At 66.9% G+C, this 20,479-nt stretch carries 21 protein-coding genes, 1 tRNA gene and 1 pseudogene; 16 read left to right on the forward strand and 7 right to left on the reverse strand.

Annotation, left to right across the window (positions count from 1 at the left end):
* Positions 1-4 precede the first annotated feature (4 nt).
* The 4 genes and pseudogenes from B4589_RS02500 to B4589_RS02515 all read right to left on the reverse strand — a co-directional run bounded on the left by B4589_RS02500 (position 5) and on the right by B4589_RS02515 (position 3,152).
* Positions 5-868: a fumarylacetoacetate hydrolase family protein gene (locus B4589_RS02500; protein ID WP_079232787.1), complete on the reverse strand. Its 864-nt coding sequence runs from the start codon at positions 866-868 to the stop codon at positions 5-7.
* Positions 869-1,405: 537 nt separating this feature from the next.
* Entirely contained in the window at positions 1,406-1,666 is a 261-nt protein-coding gene (locus B4589_RS02505) for a hypothetical protein (protein WP_079232788.1), read from the reverse strand.
* Positions 1,667-1,670: 4 nt separating this feature from the next.
* Entirely contained in the window at positions 1,671-1,979 is a 309-nt protein-coding gene (locus B4589_RS02510; RefSeq protein WP_079232789.1) for a hypothetical protein, read from the reverse strand.
* A 540-nt stretch (positions 1,980-2,519) separates the two neighbouring features.
* Positions 2,520-3,152, reverse strand: a pseudogene (locus tag B4589_RS02515) (IS6 family transposase).
* 101 nt (positions 3,153-3,253) lie between these two features.
* On the opposite strand from B4589_RS02515, the gene B4589_RS02520 reads away from it, so the two are divergent.
* From B4589_RS02520 to B4589_RS02545, 6 genes are all read left to right on the forward strand, one after another.
* The gene (locus tag B4589_RS02520; RefSeq protein ID WP_079232790.1) at positions 3,254-4,690 is read left to right on the forward strand and encodes an aldehyde dehydrogenase family protein; all 1,437 of its coding nucleotides are present in this window, start codon (positions 3,254-3,256) and stop codon (positions 4,688-4,690) included.
* A 66-nt stretch (positions 4,691-4,756) separates the two neighbouring features.
* Positions 4,757-5,836: a D-xylose 1-dehydrogenase Gfo6 gene (gene gfo6 / locus B4589_RS02525; RefSeq protein WP_079232791.1), complete on the forward strand. Its 1,080-nt coding sequence runs from the start codon at positions 4,757-4,759 to the stop codon at positions 5,834-5,836.
* Between the two features lie 70 nt (positions 5,837-5,906).
* Positions 5,907-6,482 (forward strand): LURP-one-related/scramblase family protein, encoded by a 576-nt coding sequence (locus tag B4589_RS02530; protein WP_079232792.1) that lies wholly within the window; start codon positions 5,907-5,909, stop codon positions 6,480-6,482.
* A gap of 49 nt (positions 6,483-6,531) precedes the next feature.
* Positions 6,532-7,401 carry an MBL fold metallo-hydrolase gene (locus tag B4589_RS02535; protein ID WP_079232793.1) on the forward strand — a complete coding sequence of 290 codons (870 nt, stop codon included), beginning with the start codon at positions 6,532-6,534 and terminating at the stop codon, positions 7,399-7,401.
* A 59-nt stretch (positions 7,402-7,460) separates the two neighbouring features.
* The gene (locus B4589_RS02540; protein WP_079232794.1) at positions 7,461-8,633 is read left to right on the forward strand and encodes a mandelate racemase family protein; all 1,173 of its coding nucleotides are present in this window, start codon (positions 7,461-7,463) and stop codon (positions 8,631-8,633) included.
* A 72-nt stretch (positions 8,634-8,705) separates the two neighbouring features.
* The gene (locus B4589_RS02545) at positions 8,706-9,161 is read left to right on the forward strand and encodes a ferritin-like domain-containing protein (RefSeq protein WP_079232795.1); all 456 of its coding nucleotides are present in this window, start codon (positions 8,706-8,708) and stop codon (positions 9,159-9,161) included.
* Positions 9,162-9,203: 42 nt separating this feature from the next.
* Here the strand turns inward: B4589_RS02545 and B4589_RS02550 are convergent, their stop codons facing one another.
* On the reverse strand, positions 9,204-10,154 hold the full coding sequence (locus B4589_RS02550) for an ABC transporter permease (RefSeq protein ID WP_143414252.1): 951 nt from the start codon (positions 10,152-10,154) through the stop codon (positions 9,204-9,206).
* 110 nt (positions 10,155-10,264) lie between these two features.
* On the opposite strand from B4589_RS02550, the gene B4589_RS02555 reads away from it, so the two are divergent.
* The 5 genes from B4589_RS02555 to B4589_RS02575 all read left to right on the forward strand — a co-directional run bounded on the left by B4589_RS02555 (position 10,265) and on the right by B4589_RS02575 (position 15,606).
* Positions 10,265-11,479: an ABC transporter permease gene (locus tag B4589_RS02555; protein WP_079232797.1), complete on the forward strand. Its 1,215-nt coding sequence runs from the start codon at positions 10,265-10,267 to the stop codon at positions 11,477-11,479.
* The gene (locus B4589_RS02560; protein WP_079232798.1) at positions 11,476-12,483 is read left to right on the forward strand and encodes an ABC transporter ATP-binding protein; all 1,008 of its coding nucleotides are present in this window, start codon (positions 11,476-11,478) and stop codon (positions 12,481-12,483) included. The genes B4589_RS02555 and B4589_RS02560 overlap by 4 nt, the downstream gene beginning before the upstream one ends.
* Positions 12,476-13,690, forward strand: a complete 1,215-nt coding sequence (locus tag B4589_RS02565) for an ABC transporter ATP-binding protein (protein WP_079232799.1) — start codon at positions 12,476-12,478, stop codon at positions 13,688-13,690. The genes B4589_RS02560 and B4589_RS02565 overlap by 8 nt, the downstream gene beginning before the upstream one ends.
* Before the next feature lie 63 nt (positions 13,691-13,753).
* Positions 13,754-13,996, forward strand: a complete 243-nt coding sequence (locus B4589_RS02570; protein ID WP_079232800.1) for a SelT/SelW/SelH family protein — start codon at positions 13,754-13,756, stop codon at positions 13,994-13,996.
* Between the two features lie 332 nt (positions 13,997-14,328).
* Positions 14,329-15,606: a S8 family peptidase gene (locus B4589_RS02575; RefSeq protein ID WP_079232801.1), complete on the forward strand. Its 1,278-nt coding sequence runs from the start codon at positions 14,329-14,331 to the stop codon at positions 15,604-15,606.
* A gap of 472 nt (positions 15,607-16,078) precedes the next feature.
* Here the strand turns inward: B4589_RS02575 and B4589_RS02580 are convergent.
* Positions 16,079-16,153, reverse strand: a tRNA-Arg gene (locus B4589_RS02580).
* Between the two features lie 213 nt (positions 16,154-16,366).
* On the opposite strand from B4589_RS02580, the gene B4589_RS02585 reads away from it, so the two are divergent.
* Both B4589_RS02585 and B4589_RS02590 read left to right on the forward strand, forming a co-directional pair.
* A complete protein-coding gene (locus B4589_RS02585; RefSeq protein ID WP_079232802.1) occupies positions 16,367-16,975 on the forward strand; it encodes a recombinase RecA in 609 nt (202 codons plus the stop codon).
* Between the two features lie 38 nt (positions 16,976-17,013).
* Positions 17,014-17,442, forward strand: coding sequence for a CoA-binding protein (locus tag B4589_RS02590; RefSeq protein WP_079232803.1), 429 nt, complete (start codon positions 17,014-17,016; stop codon positions 17,440-17,442).
* A 1-nt stretch (position 17,443) separates the two neighbouring features.
* On the opposite strand, the gene B4589_RS02595 is transcribed toward B4589_RS02590, so the two are convergent.
* Positions 17,444-18,811, reverse strand: a complete 1,368-nt coding sequence (locus B4589_RS02595; RefSeq protein WP_079232804.1) for a phosphomannomutase — start codon at positions 18,809-18,811, stop codon at positions 17,444-17,446.
* A 92-nt stretch (positions 18,812-18,903) separates the two neighbouring features.
* Between B4589_RS02595 and B4589_RS02600 the strand changes: the two genes are divergently transcribed.
* The 3 genes from B4589_RS02600 to B4589_RS02610 are packed head-to-tail and all read left to right on the forward strand — an operon-like array spanning position 18,904 to position 20,321.
* Positions 18,904-19,197 carry an acylphosphatase gene (locus B4589_RS02600; protein WP_079232805.1) on the forward strand — a complete coding sequence of 98 codons (294 nt, stop codon included), beginning with the start codon at positions 18,904-18,906 and terminating at the stop codon, positions 19,195-19,197.
* A gap of 51 nt (positions 19,198-19,248) precedes the next feature.
* Positions 19,249-19,977, forward strand: coding sequence for a fumarylacetoacetate hydrolase family protein (locus B4589_RS02605; protein WP_079232806.1), 729 nt, complete (start codon positions 19,249-19,251; stop codon positions 19,975-19,977).
* A complete protein-coding gene (locus tag B4589_RS02610) occupies positions 19,974-20,321 on the forward strand; it encodes an antibiotic biosynthesis monooxygenase (RefSeq protein ID WP_255246114.1) in 348 nt (115 codons plus the stop codon). Before B4589_RS02605 ends, B4589_RS02610 begins: the two co-directional genes overlap by 4 nt.
* Positions 20,322-20,479: the final 158 nt, after the last annotated feature.

A 20,479-nucleotide genomic window follows, 5' to 3' on the forward strand; every position in this document is an offset into this window, starting at 1 on the left:
GGCGTCAGACCCCGACGACCGGGTTCACCAGTTCGCCGATCCCCTCGATGTCGATGCGGACCGTGTCGCCCGGGCGGAGCGTGAACTCGCCCTCAGGGACGAGCGAGGTGCCGGTGAGCAGGACGCCCAGCTCCGGCACCGTGTTGTGGGCCTGCCAGTAGTCGGCCAGCTCCTCGCAGCTGCGGGCCATCTCGGCGGTCGAGGTCGCGTCGTCGTACACCGTCTCCTCGTCGCGCTCGATCCGCATCGACATCTCGAGGTCGTGGGGATCGTCGACGCCACCCGCACCGACGACGCACGGACCGATCGAACAGCAGCGGTCGTACACCTTCGCCTGCGGGAGGTACAGTGGGTTCTCCCCCTCGATGTCGCGGCTGCTCACGTCGTTGCCGACGGTGTAGCCGACGATTTCGCCGTCGTACAGCACCAGCCCCAGTTCGGGTTCGGGGACGTTCCAGTCGGAGTCGCCGCGGACGCCGATCGCGTCACCCGGGCCGACCGTCCGGCTGGGGGTGGCTTTGAAGAAGATCTCCGGGCGCTCGGCGTCGTACACGTCGAGGTAGACGTCGGCCATCCCGCTCTCCTCCTCGCGGGCCTGCTCGCTGATCTCGTAGGTGACGCCGGCGGCCCACACCTCCTCCGGAACCACGGGACGGGCGAGATCGACGACGGAGAACTCGACGGTCGGTGCGTCGGCGAACACGTCTGCGGCCAGCACGTCGACACCGACGTTCGCCACGTCGGCGGCCGCCGCGAGATCGCGGAACGAGCCGAGTCGGGGTTTGACTGCCGTCAGATCGCGAGCCTCCGCGTCGTCGACGGCCAGCAGGCGGGCGTCGCCGTCGCGCTCGTGGCGGTAGTAGCGCATGCGGGAACTGCCTCGCGTGGGGGGTATAAATCTCGGGGGCGAGCCGGGGGCGGTGTTCAGATACGGATGAACACCGCCCCGCTCCCGCTTCCAACATTCAAGATTCGCTGTGTCCAACGTCTCTTTGAGCAGTTCTTGGTTCTGCATAGACACCACAACCAACGAACTGCTCACTTCTCAAACTGGCTTAATTTGGCAGTGCCACTAATCGTTCTTCCGACCCTTCCTTGAGTCCCATCAGATGGTCACCTCACGTTCGAGGTCCGCCTTCTGTTCGAGGTGGCGGGCGAGTTCTTCGTATTTCTCGAGCGTTTCGCGCTCGCGCGCGGTCTCGGTTTTCCTCGACGAACGTGGACAGCGAGCATTGTTGACGCCACGCGCCGTCATTCATCGACCGGTGCTGCCCGATCGTGACGGGGACGCTCCAGCCCTGGTCGCGAACGAAGCCGGAGTGGCGGTGCTGATTGTCGAGCAGAACGCGAAGGCGGCGCTTCGCAGATGCGGCCGGGGATACGGTACTCGGGGGGTGAGGCAGATTCAGTTCGCCTTTGTCACCGCCTCTTCGACACCCCGCATTACCCCGACGTACATCAGGCTCACGCCGATGAGCAGGAGGCCGATATAGAACGCGAAGAACCACGGCGTCGTAGTTGGCTGTCCACCTGTCGCCTCCATGACCGTATGACCGACGAACGTCGTCGCTGCGAACCCTGCTGGCAGGAACCCAGCGAGAAACACTACCACCGGGGGAACACTGTACTCGTCATCCACATCGAGGTGGGATGTTTCGGATGCCATTGTATCACTCGGTTACGTCGCTACGTTTCTTCCAGTAGCCGGTCGAAGTCGACGTGCCGACGGTAATGGGACCTACCCCGAACCCGTAGGTGATTCCGCCGGGGACGGAGTACTTGTTCCACGAGTGGACGTACGTTCCGTAGATGTTGTGCTCGCCGGACTCCGTCTTCCGGAAGTCGAGGTGTTGCCAGCTCTGTCGCTCCCAGGACGGCGCGCCGCTTTCGGGATCATCGAACTCCCCGATGATGCCGCGGCCGTAGCGATCACGCTTCCGGAGCGACGTTTGCTCCTCGAACTCCCACGAGTCGAGCACTGGCTCCCAGTAGTCACCGTTGACGGTAAGCCCGATCCCATCCTTCGACCTGCAGAGTCTACTTTGTGATCCGAGCCACTCTCGTCGAATTCGAGCCCCCAATCGGCGTGTGAGCGATACACGTTGTCGTAGTTGTGGAAGGCGAACTGCGAGAACCACGAGGGGTCCTTATCGTACTCCGACTGCGTCGAGAACCCTCCGCCGCTGTCGGATTCGCCGTTACTGATTCGCGGCATCGCGGCGCGTTGGTGTTCGTACTCGACGCCCTGCTTGTCCAGCAAACGCTTCGCCTGCTCGTGTTTGTGCTGATTGAGGAGCTCTTGGACTGCCGTCAGGATACCGGCTTCCTCGGCACCGTGACCGTCGCCGCCGGAAGCGCTCCCGAGCGTTACTGCCGGGCTCGCGATTCCGGCTGCCGCGGCTGCCGTTCCTCTGATGATTCTGCGTCGACTGGACGCCTCCAAGTGGGACCAATCCCATGCCACGGAATATATAAATTACTTAGAGTTAAAAAAATGTTTCCTCTATTGCAGATAGCATTCAGATAAGCTGATTCCATCCGGAGCTGAAGGAACGTAACCACTCGTCGGCAGTTTCTCGGTGTACGTTGCTGAAACAGTTCGAGAAACAGGTAGTTCTTCGTATTATCTCTCGAAACACACGTTCGACGCTATTTCTACCCTACATTGTACATATCTGAAATTAAGGCGTGTCGAGAGCAGCCATCTTGGAGCGGTGCAGCACCGTCGACGAGAAACACGGCGTCATCAACGTCGTGTTTCTCGGGTAGTTCGTCAAAGAATGCGTGAGCAAAAGCGTTGGTTCGGACTGGCTCAAGCCTTGGATGTAGCAAATCGTTGGTAGCGGGATCGACAGCAGCGTACAGCCAATACTGCTCGTCATTCAGTCGGATCACGGTCTCATCAACCGCAACGTGATCCGGATTTCGGCCTTCTTCCGGCTGTAGATCTTCCTTGTGAACCCAGTTGTGGACGGTTGATCGTGCTCGATTAACACCGAATTTATTGAGAATTGATACGGTATTTGAAAGAGATAGTCCTGCAGATGGAGCTGAATACCGAGCTCCATAAACTCAGTCGGTGTTGACTCTCGCTCCACAAAACCTAACTCAGTATCGCTCGAAAACCCGCTGAGTCGGGGTTTTTCTGGCATAGATCACGAGAAAACCGCTCCGCCTCACACTCCATCCTTATCTGAACACCGTTCGAGCCGCAGCGTAAAGGGTTATCCCCGGACCGCCACAACGGGGGTGTATGGCGAGCAGATCGAACTACATCGACGGCGAGTGGATCGACGCCGAAAGCGGCGACACGTTCGACACGCACGACCCCGCGAACCCCGACGAGGTCGTCGGCACCTACCCGCAGTCCGGCGCGGAAGACGCCGAGCGGGCGGTCGAGGCGGCGGCCGCAGCCACCGACGAGTGGGGCGACACGCCCGGCCCGAAGCGCGGCCGAGTCCTCTCGCGGGCGAGCGGGATCCTCGCGGACGAGAAGGAGGAGCTGACCGAACAGCTCGTCCGGGAGGAGGGGAAGACCGAGCGCGAGGCCGGCGGCGAGGTCCAGCGCGCCATCGACATCTTCGACTACTACGGCTCGAAAGCCCGCGACATCGGCGGCGAGGTCAAAAGCGCCAGCGGCGGCGACACGGTGCTCCGAACGAAACAGGAGCCCGTCGGCGTCGCCGGCCTGATCACACCGTGGAACTACCCGATCGCGATCCCGGCGTGGAAGATCGCGCCCGCGCTGGCGGCCGGCACCACCGCGGTCATCAAGCCCGCGACGCTCGCGCCCGGTCCGACTCACGCGATCGCCGAGGCGCTCGACGAGGCTGGCCTCCCCGACGGCGCGCTCAACGTCGTCACCGGCCCCGGCAGCGAGGTCGGCGACGTCGTCGCCGGCCACGAGGACGTCGACGTCGTCTCCTTCACCGGCAGCGCCGAGGTCGGCGACATCGTCTACGACACCGCGACCGACGACGGCAAGCGCGTCCAGCTGGAGATGGGTGGGAAGAACCCGACCGTCGTCTCCGACTCGGCTGACGTGGAGAAGGCGGCCAAGATCGTCTCCTGGGGCGCCTTCGGCGTGACCGGGCAGGCCTGTACCGCCTGCTCCCGCGCGATCGTCTACGAGGACGTGTACGACGAGTTCGTCGACGCCATCGTCGAGCAGGCCGAGGGGATCGAACCCGGCAACGGGCTCGACGGCGGCGACATGGGCCCGCAGGTCAGCAAGGACGAACTCGAGAGCACGCTGGAGTACGTCGAGATCGGGCAGGACGAGGGCGCGACTCTCGAAACCGGCGGCGACGCGCTCGACCGCAAGGGGTACTTCGTCGAGCCGACGGTGTTCGCCGGCGTGGAGAACGACAGCCGGATCGCCCAGGAGGAGATCTTCGGGCCGGTGCTGTCGGTGATCCCCGTGAGCGGCTACGACGAGGCGCTCGAAGTGGCCAACGACGTCGAGTACGGCCTCTCGGCGGGCATCGTCACGGACGACCACACCGAGGCGAACAGCTTCGTCGACGACATCGAGGCGGGCGTCGTGAAGGTCAATCAGCAGACCACCGGGGTCGAACTCCACGTCCCCTTCGGCGGGATGAAGGCCTCCTCCAGCGAGACGTACCGCGAGCAGGGCGAGGCCGGGCTGGACTTCTACACCATCTCGAAGACGGTGTACGACAGCTACTGAAGCGGCGTCGCCGCGGCGTCCTCCGTCACAACGTCTTTTTTAGCGCTCCCGTCGAGACGGGCGTCCATGGATCTCGAGACGCTCGCCGAGTCGTTCGACCGGCGGGACTGGCAGGAACTCGAAGCGACCGACGACCCCGTGCGCTTCGCGATGGTCGGCGTCGGCTGGTGGACCCGGGAGCAGGCGATGCCCGCGGTCGCGAACGCCGAGCTGTGCGAGACGACCGTGCTCGTCAGCGGCGACACCGAGAAGGCCGCCGACGTGGCGGCCGACTCGGAGACGGTCGAGCACGCGATCAGCTACGACGCGTTCCACGACGGCGAAGCGAGCGACGCCTACGACGCCGTCTACGTCGTGACGCCGAACGCGCTCCACCTCCCGTTCGTCGAGACGGCCGCCGAACTCGACAAGGCGATCCTCTGTGAGAAGCCGATGGAGGCGACGATCGAGCGCGCCGAGCGGATGGTCGAGGTCGTCGCGGAGCACGACGCGACGCTGATGATCGCCTACCGGATGCAGACCGAACCCGCGGTTCGGCGGGCGAAGGAGTTCGTCGACGAAGGGCTGATCGGCGAACCGATCTTCGTCAACGGGAACATGACCGAGCCGATCCTCGAACTGGTGCCCGACCCCGACCAGTGGCGGCTGGACGGGGAACTCTCCGGCGGCTGTGCGGTGATGGATATCGGGCTCTACCCGCTGAACACCGCGCGATTCCTGCTCGGTTCTGACCCCGAGCGCGTTCGCGGGACGGTCGCGTCCGTGAACCCCGAGTTCGACGACGTGCCGGACGAACACGCCGCGTTCCAGCTCGACTTCCCGGGGCATACGTTCGCGGTCTGTACCGCTAGCCAGAACGCCCACATGGCGAGCCACATCGAGGTGCTGGGCACCGAGGGCCGGGTCCGTGTCGAGCCGTCGTTCTACCCGTGGGACGACCGCGCGCTCACGATCGAGCGCGGCGAGACGAGCGTCGACATCGCCTTCGAGCAGGCCGACCAGATGGAGGAGGAGTTCGAGTACTTCTCACACTGCCTGCTGACCGGCGAGGACCCTCACCCCGACGGCGAGCACGGGCTGACCGACATCCGGACGATCAAGGCGGTGTACGAGGCCAGCGAGACCGGCGAAACCGTGGAGCTCTGAGCCGGGGCGCCGCGTTCGCGGTCGGAAACACGAGGCGGGTGTTTATGAGTGATCGGGTAACATCGCCTGTGTGACCGAAGACTACTCGCTCGAACGCATCGAGCTGACCGACGACAGCTACACCGTCGAGCAGGGGCTGATCCGGAACAAGTTCCGGGCGCTCGACGCCGACGGGAACCTGGTACTGCGCGGGAAACAGAAGATGCTGAAGCTGAAAGAGCAGTTCCCGTTCGTCGACGAGAACGACCGGGAAGTGTTCGAGGTCAACGCCGGCAGCATGCTCGACGTGGCGGGCGACTACACGCTGACCGACGCCGAGACCGACGAGGAGCTGGTGATCCTCGACAACGACTACTCGCTGCTACAGGACACCTGGACGATCCGCGACGCCGACACCGAGGCCAGGCTCGCGGAGATCAACTCCCGGGGCGCGCTCACGACGATGGCGCGCAACATCGTCCCGTTCGGCGGCTGGATCCCCCACAAGTACGAGATCACCGACGCCGACGGCGACCACGTCGGCACCATCGACGGCCAGCTGTCGATCCGTGACCGCTACGAGGTGACGATCGACGACGCGAGCGACGTGCCGACCGAGCCGGTCGTCGCCGCCGCGATGGTGATCGACGCGATCCAAGAGAACTGATCGCGCTCGGGCACCAACGCTTTGCCCTCCCCCGCCGAACCACGCGGCCATGGTTCACTCGACGTGGGACGACTGGTTCGTGCGCGACGAGGTGGAGGCGGCTGACCCCAGCGACGGCGTCGTCGGCTGGTATCTCGGCTGTAACGGGTTCGTGCTCCGCTCGGCGTCGACGACGCTGTACGTCGACCCGTACTTCGGCGACGGCGACCCGCCGAACATCGTCCGGATGATCCCCGTCCCGATCGACCCCGCCGACGCCACGGACTGCGACGCGGTGCTCGCCACCCACGAGCACATCGACCACATGCACCCGCCGTCCTACGACCCGCTCGTGAACGACCTCGGCGCGGAGCTCTACGCGCCCGAGGCCTCCTACGAGGAGCCCCACTACGGCGGCGACATGCGGGCGCCCGACGAGCAGAAACACGTGATCGCCGAGGGCGACGAGTTCGAGGTGGGCGACTTCACCGTCCACGTCCGCGGGGCGAACGACCCCGACGCGATCGAGCCGGTGAGCTACGTGATCGAACACGAGTCGGGGACGTTCTTCCACGCCGGCGACAGCCGGCCGGCGCCGGCGGCGTTCCCCGAGATCGCCGCCGAGTTCGATATCGACGTGGGCGCGCTGGCCTTTGGCTCGGTCGGGAACATCTACGAGCCCGAATCGGGGTACGGCGAGCGCACGCGGTGGTACATGGACGAGAACCAGATCGTCGAGGCGGCGAACCAACTCGAACTGGACCGGCTGCTCCCGACCCACCACGACATGTGGCAGGGCGTCGGTGCCGACCCGAAGGTGCTCCACGAACACGCGACCTCGTTCCGCTACCCGCGGGTGTTGGAGGTGCCCCACGTCGGCTGTGCGTTCCGGTTCGGCGAGCCGGGGATCCAGCGGATGGGCGCACTGGACGGACGATAGTCGGTCCGGGTCGCCGTGCTTGAGGGGATTTTTAGGGACTGCCCCCGGAGTCGGAGGCCATGGCACCCACGATCACGAAGATCGAGAGCCGGGAGTTCGAGTACCCGCTGGAGGACGTGGGCACCGACGAACACGGCTTCAACCTCGTCTACGAGCCGGGCGAGACCACCTACCGCAAACTGTTCGGCGTGAAGATCCACACCGACGAGGGGATCACCGGCGAGTACGTCGGCGGGAACTCCCCCGCCGCCGCGCAGTACAACATCATCGCGAAGTACCTGATCGGGAAGAACCCGCTCGAACGCGAGAAACACTGGTCGGAGATCAAGCGCGCGCTCCGGAAGTACGACCGGATGGGGATGGGCCCCATCGACATCGCGCTGTGGGACTTCGCGGGCAAGCACTACGACGCGCCGATCCACGAGCTGCTGGGCACCTACCGCACCGAGATCCCCGCCTACGCGTCGACGTACCACGGCGACGACGCCGGCGGTCTCGACTCGCCGGAGGCGTTCGCGGACTTCGCGGAGGAGTGTCGCGACGCGGGGTTCGGCGGCTTCAAGATCCACGGCTGGGGCGGCGGCGACTCCTCCCGTGACCTGGACCGCGAGGTCGAGGCGGTCCACGCCGTCGGCGAGCGCGTCGGCGACGAGATGGACCTGATGCACGACCCCGCCTGCGAGCTGGAGACGTTCGCCGACGCGCTCGAACTCGGGAAGGCGTGTGACGAACAGGACTTTTTCTGGTACGAGGACCCGTTCCGCGACGGCGGCATCTCCCAGCACGCCCACCGCAAGCTGTCACAGAAGCTCGATACGCCGATCCTCCAGACCGAGCACGTCCGCGGGCTGGAACTCAAGTCCGACTTCGCGGCCAACGACGCGACGGACTTCCTCCGTGCGGACCCCGAGTACGACGCCGGGATCACGGGCGCGATGAAGGTCGCCCGCGTCGCCGAGGCGTTCGGGCTCGACATCGAGTTCCACGCGCCCGGGCCGGCACAGCGCCACTGCATCGCCGCCTGCCGCAACTCCAACTACTACGAGATGGCGCTGGTCCACCCGTACTGTCAGAACACCCAGCCGCCCGTCTACGAGGGCGGCTACTCCGACATGATGGAGGCCGTCGAAGACGGGACGGTTTCGGTCCCCGAGGGGCCGGGGCTCGGCGTCGACTACGACTGGGCGTACATCGAGGAGAACACGACCGGCGACGTCCACACCTACGAGTAGCGGGTGGCGGTGTCTCTCGGAGGACGGGTACCGCCGACGGATATTTCGTTCGTCGGGCACAAATCTAACCGCATGAGTTCTGAGAAAGTCATCGACCTGCTGCGCAAGGCGTACGGCGACGAGATGGAGACGGTGATGAACTACCAGACCAACGCCATCGTGCTCGACGGCGTCCGCGCCGAGGAGATCAAGGAGAGCCTCCAGACGGACATCCAAGAGGAGCTCGGCCACGCCGAACAGCTCGGGAACCGGCTCAAACAGCTCGACGCACGCCCGCCCAGCTCCGGCGAGTTCGTCGCGCGACAGGACTCCCTCCAGCCGCCCGAGGACTCCACGGACGTGCTCTCGGTGATCCGTGGCGTGCTCGACGCCGAGGAGGACGCCATCGACACCTACCGCGAACTGATCGACGCCGCGGAGGCGGCGGACGACCCGGTGACGGAGGACCTCGCGGTCACGATCCTCGCCGACGAGGAGGCCCACCGCACCGAGTTCCGCGGCTTCGAGAAGGAGTACCAGCAGGACTGAGGAGGGGAAGCGGCGCGCGTCACCACCTTTCGTTTTTTTTTTTCACTCGACGGAAACCTGCGGGTCGAGATAGCCGTACAGCACGTCTTGGAGGAAGCTCCCGGCGATGCCGAGGAACACGATCACGAGCGTCGACCAGGTGACCAGCGACATGTCGCCCTGATCGACCGCCACCAGGCTCGCGCGTGCCAGCCCGTCGATCGGGAGGATCTCCTCGATCACGTAGATGTTCAACACCAGCACCGCCAGCAGCTCCGTCAGCGACAGCGAGACGATCGGCAGCGCCGCGTTCCGGAGCACGTGCCGCACGAGCGTAAGCCGGGAGATCCCCTTCGCCCGCAGCATCTTCACGAACTCCCGGCCCGTCTGATCCAGCACGGCCGAGCGACTGAACCGGAGTTGGCCGGCCAGCAGGCTCACCGCGACCGTGAAGGCAGCGATCACCTGTGGGTGAACGTACGGCCCGCTACCGGTGAGCGGACCCGCGCGGGCAGGGGAGACGACGGCGAGAACGTACGTGATCACCATGAACACGGGGATCCCGAGCAGCGCGTACGTGCTCAGTCGTGCACTCCAGTCGACGGCGCCGTTCTTCTCGAACGCTGCCAACACCCCCAGCGGGACACCGAGCACGATGGCGATAGCGACGCCAGGCAGGACGTACTCGAGCGTCGTCACCACCCGCCCGTCGAGCACGGCCGCGACCGGTTCGCCGTACGCGACCGATTGTCCCCACTCCAGCGTGGTGAGGTCGATCAGATACCCCAAGTAGTGCTCGTGGAGGGGCTGATCCAGCCCGCGCTGGGCGACGAACGCCTCCCGGAACCGTTCGATCTCCCGCTCGGTCGCGTTCTGCCACCGCAGGAGCGCGAGCTGCTGGCGGAGGATAATGCGTATCTGGAGGATGGTGAACGCGAACATCACCGTCGCGGCGGCGTACACCGAGAAGACGGCGAACGCGAACCGCCGGAGGAGGTAGCTGACGTAGCTCACGGGGACCACCCGACCACTGATCGAGCGAGCGAAGCGACCGCTGCCATGGCGTTCATCTCCAACATAAAGTCTTATAAACTTTCCTGATGGTTCCTGAACCGCGAAGATCGATGCCCTCCAAAGAGTTCGAGTCTGCCGCCTTCACCGAGGTGGAGTGGGACGCACGCGACAGCCGGTTCACGGTCCGGAAGCGGACGCTCGGCCTTCTCGCCGCGTTCCTCCTGCTGGCGGCCCTCTACGCCTACGACGCGATCGTCGCGCCCGAGGAGCTCGTCGCGGTCCTGAACTGGGACGTCACCCGCGCGGACTGGCTACTCCTCGTCGCGAGCGTGTTCGTCGTACGCTACGGACTCTACCCGCTCGCGGCCGACCCCGACCGGACGCGGCGCCTGCTCCGCCGGCTGCGCTCACACCCGATCGGGTTGGCCGCGCTCCTCTCTCTCGGCGTCCTCACCGCTATCGGCCTCCTGGGCCCGGGGCTGTTCTTCGACACGGGCTACCCCAAACTCAAGTACCGGCTCCAGCCCCCGGTGTTCACCACTGTGTACGTCGACGACATCCACTACTACAACTGCGTCGGGCAGGTGGCCGACGGCTACTGTCACGGGACGTGGCGCTACCCGCTCGGGACGAACCGCTACGGGGAGGGGATGCTCGAACTGCTGGTCTACGGGGTCCGGATCGCGCTACAGGTCAGCCTCCCGACGGTGGTGCTCATCGGCGTCGTCGGCACGACCGTCGGCGCGGTCGCGGGCTACTACGGCGGCCTGGTCGACGACATCCTGATGCGCTACGTGGATATCCAGCAGACGGTGCCCGCCATCGTGGTGTACATCCTGCTCGCGACGTTCTTCCTCGGTGATTACGAGGGGGTCGCCGACGGCGGCCTGTTCGCGTTCGTCGCGGTGTTCGGTCTGCTCAACTGGGGTGGCGTCGCCCGGGTCGTCCGAAGCAACGCGCTCCGACAGCGATCCTCGGGGTACGTGCTGGCCGCGCGGGCGACGGGCGCGAGCGACCTGCAGATCCTCCGGGACCGGATCGTCCCGAACGCGCGGGGGACGATCGTCACCGCGCTCAGCCGGCGGGTGCCGCTGCTCGTGCTCGCACAGGTCGCGCTGGCGTACCTCAGCCTCAGCCGGATCGCCTCGGAGTCGCTCGGCCGGGTCATCCGGGTCGGACTCGTCAGCGATACGATGCCGTGGCACCAGAAGTGGTGGGTGACGACGTTCGCGGTCGCGTTGCTCGCGTTCGCCGTCGCGGCGTTCAACGTCTCCGGTGACAGCCTCCGCGACGCGCTCGACACGCGGGAGGGGGGGAGCTCGTGAGCGACCCCCTGCTCTCGGTGCGGGATCTCCACACCGAGTTCGACACCGAAGCCGGGGTAGTGAAGGCGGTCGACGGCGCCTCCTTCGACGTCGACGCCGGCGAGACGGTCTGTCTCGTCGGCGAGTCCGGCTCCGGGAAGACCGTCGCCTGCGAGTCGATCACGCGGCTGATCCCGACGGACTCCGGCGCGATCACCGACGGCGAGGTCCGGTTCGACGGCGACGATCTGACCGAGCGGACGGGGTCGGAGCTGACCGAGTACCGCGGGAACCGGATCGCCCACGTGTTCCAGAACCCACAGGGCGCGCTCGACGACATGTACACGGTCGGCCAACAGATCGTCGAGACCGTCCGGGCCCACCGCGATCTCGACAGGGAGGCCGCGCGGGCGGAGGCGATCGACCTGCTCGACCGCGTGGGGATTCCCGACGCTGCCGACCGGTTCGACGAGTACCCCCACTCGTTCAGCGGCGGGATGAAACAGCGCGTCGTCGTCGCGATCGCGCTCGCCGGCGACCCCGACCTGCTGATCGCGGACGAGCCGACGACAGCGCTCGACGTGACGATCCAGGCCCAGATCCTCCGCCTGCTCGACGAGATCCAGAGCGAACGCGGGATGGGGCTGCTGTTCGTGACCCACGACCTCGGCGTCGTCGCGGAGATCGCCGACCGCGTGGTCGTGATGTACGCCGGGAAGGTGATGGAGGCCGGCGGCGTGTACGAGCTGTTCGAGAACCCCGCCCACCCATACACCAGAGCGTTGCTCGACTGCCTCCCGGGCCGCGGCCAGGCGTTCGACACGATCGGCGGCACGACGCCCGATCCGACCGATCCGCCCGACGGCTGTCGGTTCCACCCGCGTTGTGAACATGCAGTCGAGGACTGCCGCGCCGGTGAGCAGCCGGCGTTCGAGCGCGTCGACGACGGCCACGAGGTGTCCTGTCTGCTGTACGGCGACGACCACCACCCACCGATGTCCTTCCCCGACACGAACGATGACTGAGGAACCCCTGCTCTCGGTGCGCGATCTGGAGAAACATTACCCGGTCCGGAGCGGCCTGCTGCGCCGCGTCAGCGACCACGTGAAAGCCGTCGATGGGATCTCCTTCGACGTGGAGGCCGGCGAGGTCGTTGGCCTCGTCGGGGAGTCCGGCTGTGGGAAGTCGACGGCGGCGACGACGCTGCTCCACCTCGAAGAGCCCACCGGCGGGGCGGTCCGGTTCCAGGGCGAACGCGTAGCCGACCAGTCGCGGGCCGAGCGGAAGGCGTTCCGGCGGAACGCACAGGTCGTGTTCCAGGACCCCGACTCCGCGTTCGACCCGCAGGCGACCGTCGGCGAATCGATCGCCGACCCGCTCGAGACCCACGGCCTGCGCGACGAGGCGCGACAGGCGGAGATCGTCGCCGACGTGCTCGAACGCATCGGGCTCTCCGCGGACGACGCCGACCGCTACCCCCACGAGTTCTCCGGCGGGCAGAAACAGCGTATCGCGCTGGCCCGCGCGCTCGTGCTCGACCCGGACCTGCTGGTCGCAGACGAGCCCGTGAGCGCGCTGGACGTGAGCATCCAGGCCGACATCCTCTCGCTGCTCGCGGACCTCCGGGACGAACTCGACCTGGGGATCCTGCTGATCAGCCACGACCTCGACGTGGTGCGGCAGATCTGTGACCGCGTCGCGGTGATGTACCTCGGCGAGATCGTCGAGGTCGGGCCGACCGAGGCGCTGTTCGAGAACCCCCAGCACCCCTACACGGAGGCGCTGCTCGACGCCATCCCCGACCCCGACCCGCGGAACCGAGGCGATCCGGTCGAACTCCGCGGGGACGTCCCCGACCCCATCGACCCGCCGGCGGGCTGTTCGTTCCACCCGCGCTGTCCGCAAGTGATCCCGCCGGAAGAGTATGCGTTCGACGACGGCGAGTACAGAGCGGTGCTCGACCTCCGGCTCGCGCTGCGGGACGACGATATCGACACGGATCGCCACGACACGACGACGGCGATCCGTGAGGCGTACGACGTCCCGGGGACGCTCGCCGACGACGACGCCGAGGCGGTGCTGGAGGGCGCGATCGACGACGTGCTGGACGGCGACCGGGAGCGTGCGCTCGACCGACTCGACGCGTTCGAGACGCCGTGTGAGCACGAGGATCCGGAGCTTCAGTCGACGAACGAGCGGCAGTCCGCCGCCTGCCTCCGACATACGCGGTGATCGTGATGTGGCTGTGCCGGCGTGCTTGGGTTTAACACGGAACATCCCGTAGCTACGGACGCTATGACAGCCGTCGAAATCGAGTACTGTGTCCCGTGTGGACACCGCGAGCGAGCACAGGAACTGCAAGGAGCGATCCTCGAGGAGTACGGGCTGAAGGTGGATCGCGTGGCGTTAGTGACCGGCGACGGCGGCGTGTTCGAGGTCCGGGTCGACGGCGACGAGATCTTCGACATCGACGAGGACGAGTACAACGTGGACGCGATCGTGGAGGGCGTCGGCGGGTACGTCGAGGCAGCTGCGTGAAGACGTAGTCGAACACGAATCGCGGTCGGTTTTCTCCCGCTCTCGCTATACGGATACCGACGACGGCAGCTACTCGCTGGAACCATCGGTGGGGACGTTCACGCGTCCAGTCGACGCCGATCCAGGGCTCCTCCGGTTCGTAGTTACCGGGATTGGCCATTGCCAGCGCTTCCTCGCGGGATCGTGGATGCGATCGTCGCCGATGCCTTACCGCGCCGCTGGCCTGCTGTGAGTACCACCGAGTGGTCAGGTCCGGGAGAGTGCGGTTGCCTGGGTCTACCGTTCTGTAGGCTCCGCATGGTAAAGTGCTCCCGTAGCGTCGCTTCCCGCAGATGACCGATCCAGCGTACAGCCGTCGTGGCGTGCTCCGAGCGGTCGGGAGCGGGTTCGCGGCGGGTTCGCTCGCGACGGTCGGGAGCGGAACGGGGGCGGCGACGCCAACCGCCGACGAACCCGTGACCGTCAACGTCGGATACGCGTCGGCGAGCGGCCGGAACGCCACACTGGCTCGCGCGTCGACGGTGCAGTACGAGTTCGGTTTCGACGCGCTCACAGTCCAGCTGCCCGAGTCCGAGATCGACGCGCTGGCGGCCCGGCGCGACGTCCAGTACGTCGAGGAGAACCGCGCTCTCGGCGGCGGCATCACGCCGCGGATCCACCCCCGCCAGCAGGTCGACGGGCAGCGAGTCCCCTACGGCGTCTCCGTGACGGGCGCCGACGTGGCCGCGGAACAGGGGTACACCGGCAGCGGCGCGAACGTCGCGATACTCGACACCGGCATCGACAGCACGCATCCCGACCTCGCGGCGAACCTCGGCAGGGGCGCCGCGTTCGTCCCGGGCATCAGCGACATCGAGGAGTTCGACTTCCCGCCCGGCCAAGACGACGACCTGCTCGTCTCCCACGGCACGCACGTCGCCGGCGTGGTCGGCGGGATCGACAACGACATCGGCGTCGTCGGCGTCAGTCCCGCGGCGACGCTCCACGCCGTGAAAGTCCTCGTCGGCGTGTTCGGCGGCGGTTCCGTGGCCGGCGTCGCGGCAGGCGTGGAGTTCGTAGCTGACCGAGGGTGGGACGTCGCGAACCTCAGCCTCGGGGAGGCCGAACGGTCCGAGATGCTCGCGGACGCGGTGGCAGACGCCCACGAGCGGGGCGTCCTGCTCGTGGCGGCGGCGGGGAACGACGGCGTCCTCGAAAGCGACCCGCCCGCGAGCGACGGCGGATCGACGGTCTCCTACCCGGCGGCGTTCGAGGACGTCGTCGCCGTGGGTACGACCGACCGGAACGACGACCTCGCAGCGTTCTCCTCGGTCGGTCCGGAGATCGACCTCGTCGCTCCGGGTACGGGCGTGCTGTCGGCGGCCCTGCCGATCAACATCTACTCGAACGTAGAGCAGCCGGTCCACCGCTACATCAGGCTGTCGGGCACGTCCTTCGCGGCGCCACACGTCGCCGGCGCGGGCGCACTGCTCATGAGCGACGCCGGCCTCTCGAACGTCGAGGCCCGCGAGCGTCTCCGAGAGTCCGCGGCCGACGTGGACCTGAGCGAGAACGAAGGGGGGTCCGGCCGCCTCGACGTCGCCGCCGCGCTCGGCGTCGACGCGACATGAGTGTCGGGACAGCGAGGTCGGAGGGTCCTGTCCCACTCGGCAGATCGCTACCGACTTCTCGCTCTGTCAGTAGCCGCGACGCGCGGCCCACGGTTTCGGCACCCCTGATCGGCAGGATCTGGGTAGGAGACGGACGTCCCGGCTGCAGTCCCGGCCTGAAGATGGGGGCGGCTGTCGCAGGAGAGGCAGCGGTGGGCAGTGTTCCGCCGTCGCCGAATATGCGCCGGAAGTCGGCGCTGACGTGGGCGCCGCAGTGCTGGCAGTTGTCGACGTCGACGCTGGCGGAGAAGTCCATCATGCCGACCACCCCGCGTTTGCGAACGGAACCGCCTGACTCCGACGGGCCGCAACCCGTGACGGCCTTGTATCGACTGAGAGACCCCCGCCGATGGAAACTGAAAGTGCCGAAAAGGTGCAGTTACGAATCTCTACGTGCTGTTCGGTGTTAGTGTCGAAACGGGCCGCGAAAGAGTGGGCGCTGCAGGATTTGAACCCGCGACAGCTTGGTCCGAAGCCAAGTACTCTGTCCAGGCTGAGCTAAGCGCCCTGTACCACTCCGTACTGCCGACCCACAGTTAAGTCACTCGGTTCGATTTCCGAATACCGCCGGACACCGTCGACGCCGACGACGCCGTCGTCCATCCACTAATCACAAAGAATAATAACGCGTCAGAGCATCTTCCAACCATCCGATGACTCCCGGGCAGCTAGTGCATCGCGTAACCGTAGGATTCACTCGTTCTCTCCTCTACGTCGCGTGATGTACGATCTCCAGCCACACCTCGACGCGACCGTCGAGCCCGGGACCAACATCCTCCTCACGGGGCCGCCGCTCTCCGGGAAGCGGGCGCTCTGTCTCGATCTGCTGGCCGCCGGCACGGAGAAGGGCGGGGGGTCGATCATCGTCACCACCAAGGACAGCGGCGACCGGATGCTGGAGCAGTTCGCCACGCGGACGAGCTACGAGAGCCGGCCCGTCGCGGTCGTCGACTGTGTCACCAAACAGCAGGGCGACGACGTGCCCGAGCGCGACCGGGTGAAGTACGCCTCCTCGCCGGTGGACATGACCGGGATCGGGATCCAGCTCTCGGAGTTCCTGGAGGCGTTCTACCAGGACCGGAACATCACCCACAACCGCGTGATGCTCCACTCGCTGACGACGCTGCTGATGTACTCCGACCTCCAGACCGTGTTCCGCTTCCTCCACGTGTTCACCGGCCGCGTCCAGAGCGTCGACGGCCTCGGCCTGTACTGCATCGACGAAACCGCCCACGACCAGCAGACGATCAACACCCTGAAACAGCTGTTCGACGGCGTCGTCGAGGTACAGGAGGACACAGAGCCCGTGGTCCACCTCGCGGACGCCTGAGCCGACCACCTATTGTCGTGGAGGCCCAACCGCCGGGTATGCCCATCACCGACGACGACGGACTGCGCGCGCTGCTCGAGGCCGACACCATCGCGGTCGTCGGCTGCTCGACGACCGAGGGGAAAGCCGCCCACGACGTGCCGAAGTACCTGCAGGAGCACGGCTACCGGATCGTCCCGGTCAACCCCTACGCCGACGAGATCCTCGGCGAGCGAGCGTACGACTCGCTCGCGGACGTGGAGGAGGAGATCGACCTGGTCGACGTGTTCCGTCCCAGCGAGGAGACGCCGGGGATCGTCGAGGACGTGATCGACCGCCACGAGAGCCGGGGCGACGCCGGCGCGGTCTGGCTCCAGTTGGGGATCGAGAGCGACGAGGCCGCGGAGTTAGCCGAGGAAGCGGGTCTCGACTTCGTGCAGGACCACTGCATCAAGGTCGAACACGGCCGACTGGTCGCGTCTGCCTAGGTTACTCCGCCTCGCTGATCGCGTCCTCGACGACCGTCCGAGCGGCCTCCGACAGCGTCTCCACGTCCTCGCTCTCCGCGTAGATCCGCAGGTACGGCTCCGTCCCGCTCGGGCGCACGAGCACCCACGAGGCATCCGGGAGTTCGAGGCGAACACCGTACTCGTCGTCGACCTCGGCCTCCGGGAACCGCTCCGGCAGCGTCTCCGCGAGGCGGGCCATCGCGTCCACCTTGGCGTCGTCGTTACACGGCACACTGACCTTCGTGTACGGCCGCTCCGGGATCGGCTCGCGGCGCTCCACGAGCGGGACGTCCGCGACGAGTCGGGCGAGCACCGCCGCGGAGGCGACGCCGTCGATCCAGCCGCCGAGGCGCGTGTGGACGTGTTTCCACGGCTCCGCGGCGAACGCCACGTCCGCCCCGTCGTCGCGGGCGTCGGCGATACCGTCGTGGAGGTAGCCAAGCGCGACGCGCTCGACACGGCCGCCCGCGGCGCGGACGCGCTCGTCGATGCGGGCGGAGGCGTTGGGCGTCGTCACGACCGTCGGATCCTCGCTGTCGGCATCGGCGACGTACTCCTCGGCGAGCATCGCGAGTACGGTGTCCTCGTGGACGACCTCGCCGTCGCCGTTCAGTACGACGATCCGGTCGGCGTCGCCGTCGTGCGCGATCCCGAGGTCGAACTCCCCATCTTCGAGGAACCGGATACAGTCGCCGAGTGTCCCCTCGGTGGGCTTGCTCCCGCGGCCCGGAAAGTGGCCGTCGACGTTGCCGTTGAGCGTGACGACCTCGGCACCCAGTTCACGGAGCACGTGTGGCGTGGCCAGCGACGCCATCCCGTTGCCGCAGTCGACGACGACGCGGAGGCCGTCGAGATCCGCGCCGAAGCGTTCGGCGTACGCGACGACCGCGTCGCGGTACTCGCCGAGCACTTCGGCGGACTCGCGGTGCCCCCACTCGTCCCAGTGGGTCGGCTCGGTCTCGTCGACGATCCGGCCCTCGATACGGGCCTCCGCAGCACCGCTGTACTCGACGCCGTCCACGAACAGTTTGATCCCGTTGTCCTCCGGCGGGTTGTGCGAGGCGGTGATCGCGACGCCGTAGCGCCCCTGGCTCGCGTACGCCAGCGCGGGCGTGGGTGCCTGCCCGATCTCGACCACGTCGGCGCCGGCGGCGGCCAGCCCCGACGCCATCGCGTCGACCAGCGCCTGCCCCGTCTCCCGGCCGTCGCGGGCGACGACGAACTCGACGCTCCCCTCGCCCTCGGCGCGTGCGTCGGCGGCGGCCGCCTGCCCAACGCGCAGCGCCAGCGACGGCGTCACCGTCTCCCTGACGTCGCCGCGGATCCCGGCGGTTCCGAACAGTTCCATGTTCGCCCGATCGTCGCGAGGCTACTTTGCCTGCCCGGTTCCGGGCGCCCGCGGGCGTCGCTGTTAAGTATCGGTCAGCCGATCGTTCGCCCATGAGTGATTCCGACGAGTACGTCCGGGCACGCGTCCACGTCAGCGGGAACGTCCAGGGGGTCGCGTACCGAGCCAACACCGAGGAGACCGCCAAGAAGCGTGGGGTAAGCGGCTGGGTCCGGAACCGGGACGACGGCCGCGTCGAGGCGGTGTTCGAGGGCGATCCGCGGACCGTGGAGTCGATGATCGGCTGGTGTCACACCGGCAGCCCCCGGGCGGACGTCGAGGACGTCGAGGTGGCGTACGAGGAGCCACGCAGCGCCGACGGGTTCCACGTCCGCTGGTCGGGCTGAGCTTCGCCGCAGTCGGAACGACTTAGCCACGCGGGGGCGACTACCACGGTGATGCGACACGCACGCTTCCGAGACCCCAGTGGCGCGGTACGACACGGCGAATGGCACGGCGACTCGGTCAGTTTCGCGGGCGAGACGTACGACCTCGACGAGGTCGATCTGCTCGCGCCGAGCGAGCCGAGCAAGGTGGTCTGTGTCGGGCGCAACTACGTCGCCCACGCCGAGGAGCACGGCGCGGACGTGCCCGACCGGCCGCTCCTGTTCCTGAAGGGGCCGAACACCGTCGCGAGCCACGGCGACACGGTGACGCTCCCGGCCGGGAAGGAGCGCGTCGAGTGGGAGGCCGAACTCGGCGTCGTGATCGAGAAGCAGGCCAAACACGTCGACAGCGACGAGGCGATGGAGTACGTCGCGGGGTACACCTGCGTCGACGACGTCTCGAACCGCGACGACCAGCGCAGCGAGTCCCAGTGGGTGCGCGGCAAGGCGTTCGACGGCGCCGCGCCGATCGGCCCCTGTATCGCCGACCCCGAGCACGTCCCCGAGGACGCGGCGATCCGGACGCGGGTGAACGGCGAGGTGAAGCAGGAGGCCACCATCGACCAGATGGTGTTCGACGTGCCGGCACTGATCGCGGAGGCAACCCAGTACATGACACTCGAACCAGGCGACGTGATCGCCACGGGGACCCCGGAAGGCGTCGGCCGATTCGAGGATGGCGACACAGCCGAGATCGAGGTTGAGGGCGTCGGCACGCTCGAACACGAGGTGCAGCAGTGAGCGGGCCCGAACAGGCGGACTGTGGGGCGATCGTCCGCGTCTGGCACGGCTGGACCGACCCCGCGGACGCCGACGCGTACGAACAGTTCCTCACCGATCCCGAGAACGGACTGCTGGAGACGCTCGACGGTGACGGGTATCTCGGCTACGACCTGCTCCAGCGGGAGGCCGACGACGAGGTGGAGTTCGTGACCCAACTACGGTTCGCGGGCTACGACGCCGTCAGGGAGTTCGCCGGCGAGGCGTACGAGCGGGCACACGTGCCCGACGAGGCACGGGAGCTACTGGCTCGTTGGGACGACGAGGCCGAGCACTACGAACTCCGGGCCGGGAACCGAGTCTGACGCCGCTGCTGGCGACCCGTCCGATCCACGCGTTCGACCGATCGGTTAGCGTCCCTGAAGCGACGTTTGGAGACTAGATGACGTGTCCATTGTTGACATATGGTTATATATACCGACGGGGGTAACGACGCGCCATGCAGAAATGTCAGGGAAATAGA

This window comes from Halolamina sp. CBA1230 (genome assembly GCF_002025255.2).
Lineage (GTDB): Archaea > Halobacteriota > Halobacteria > Halobacteriales > Haloferacaceae > Halolamina.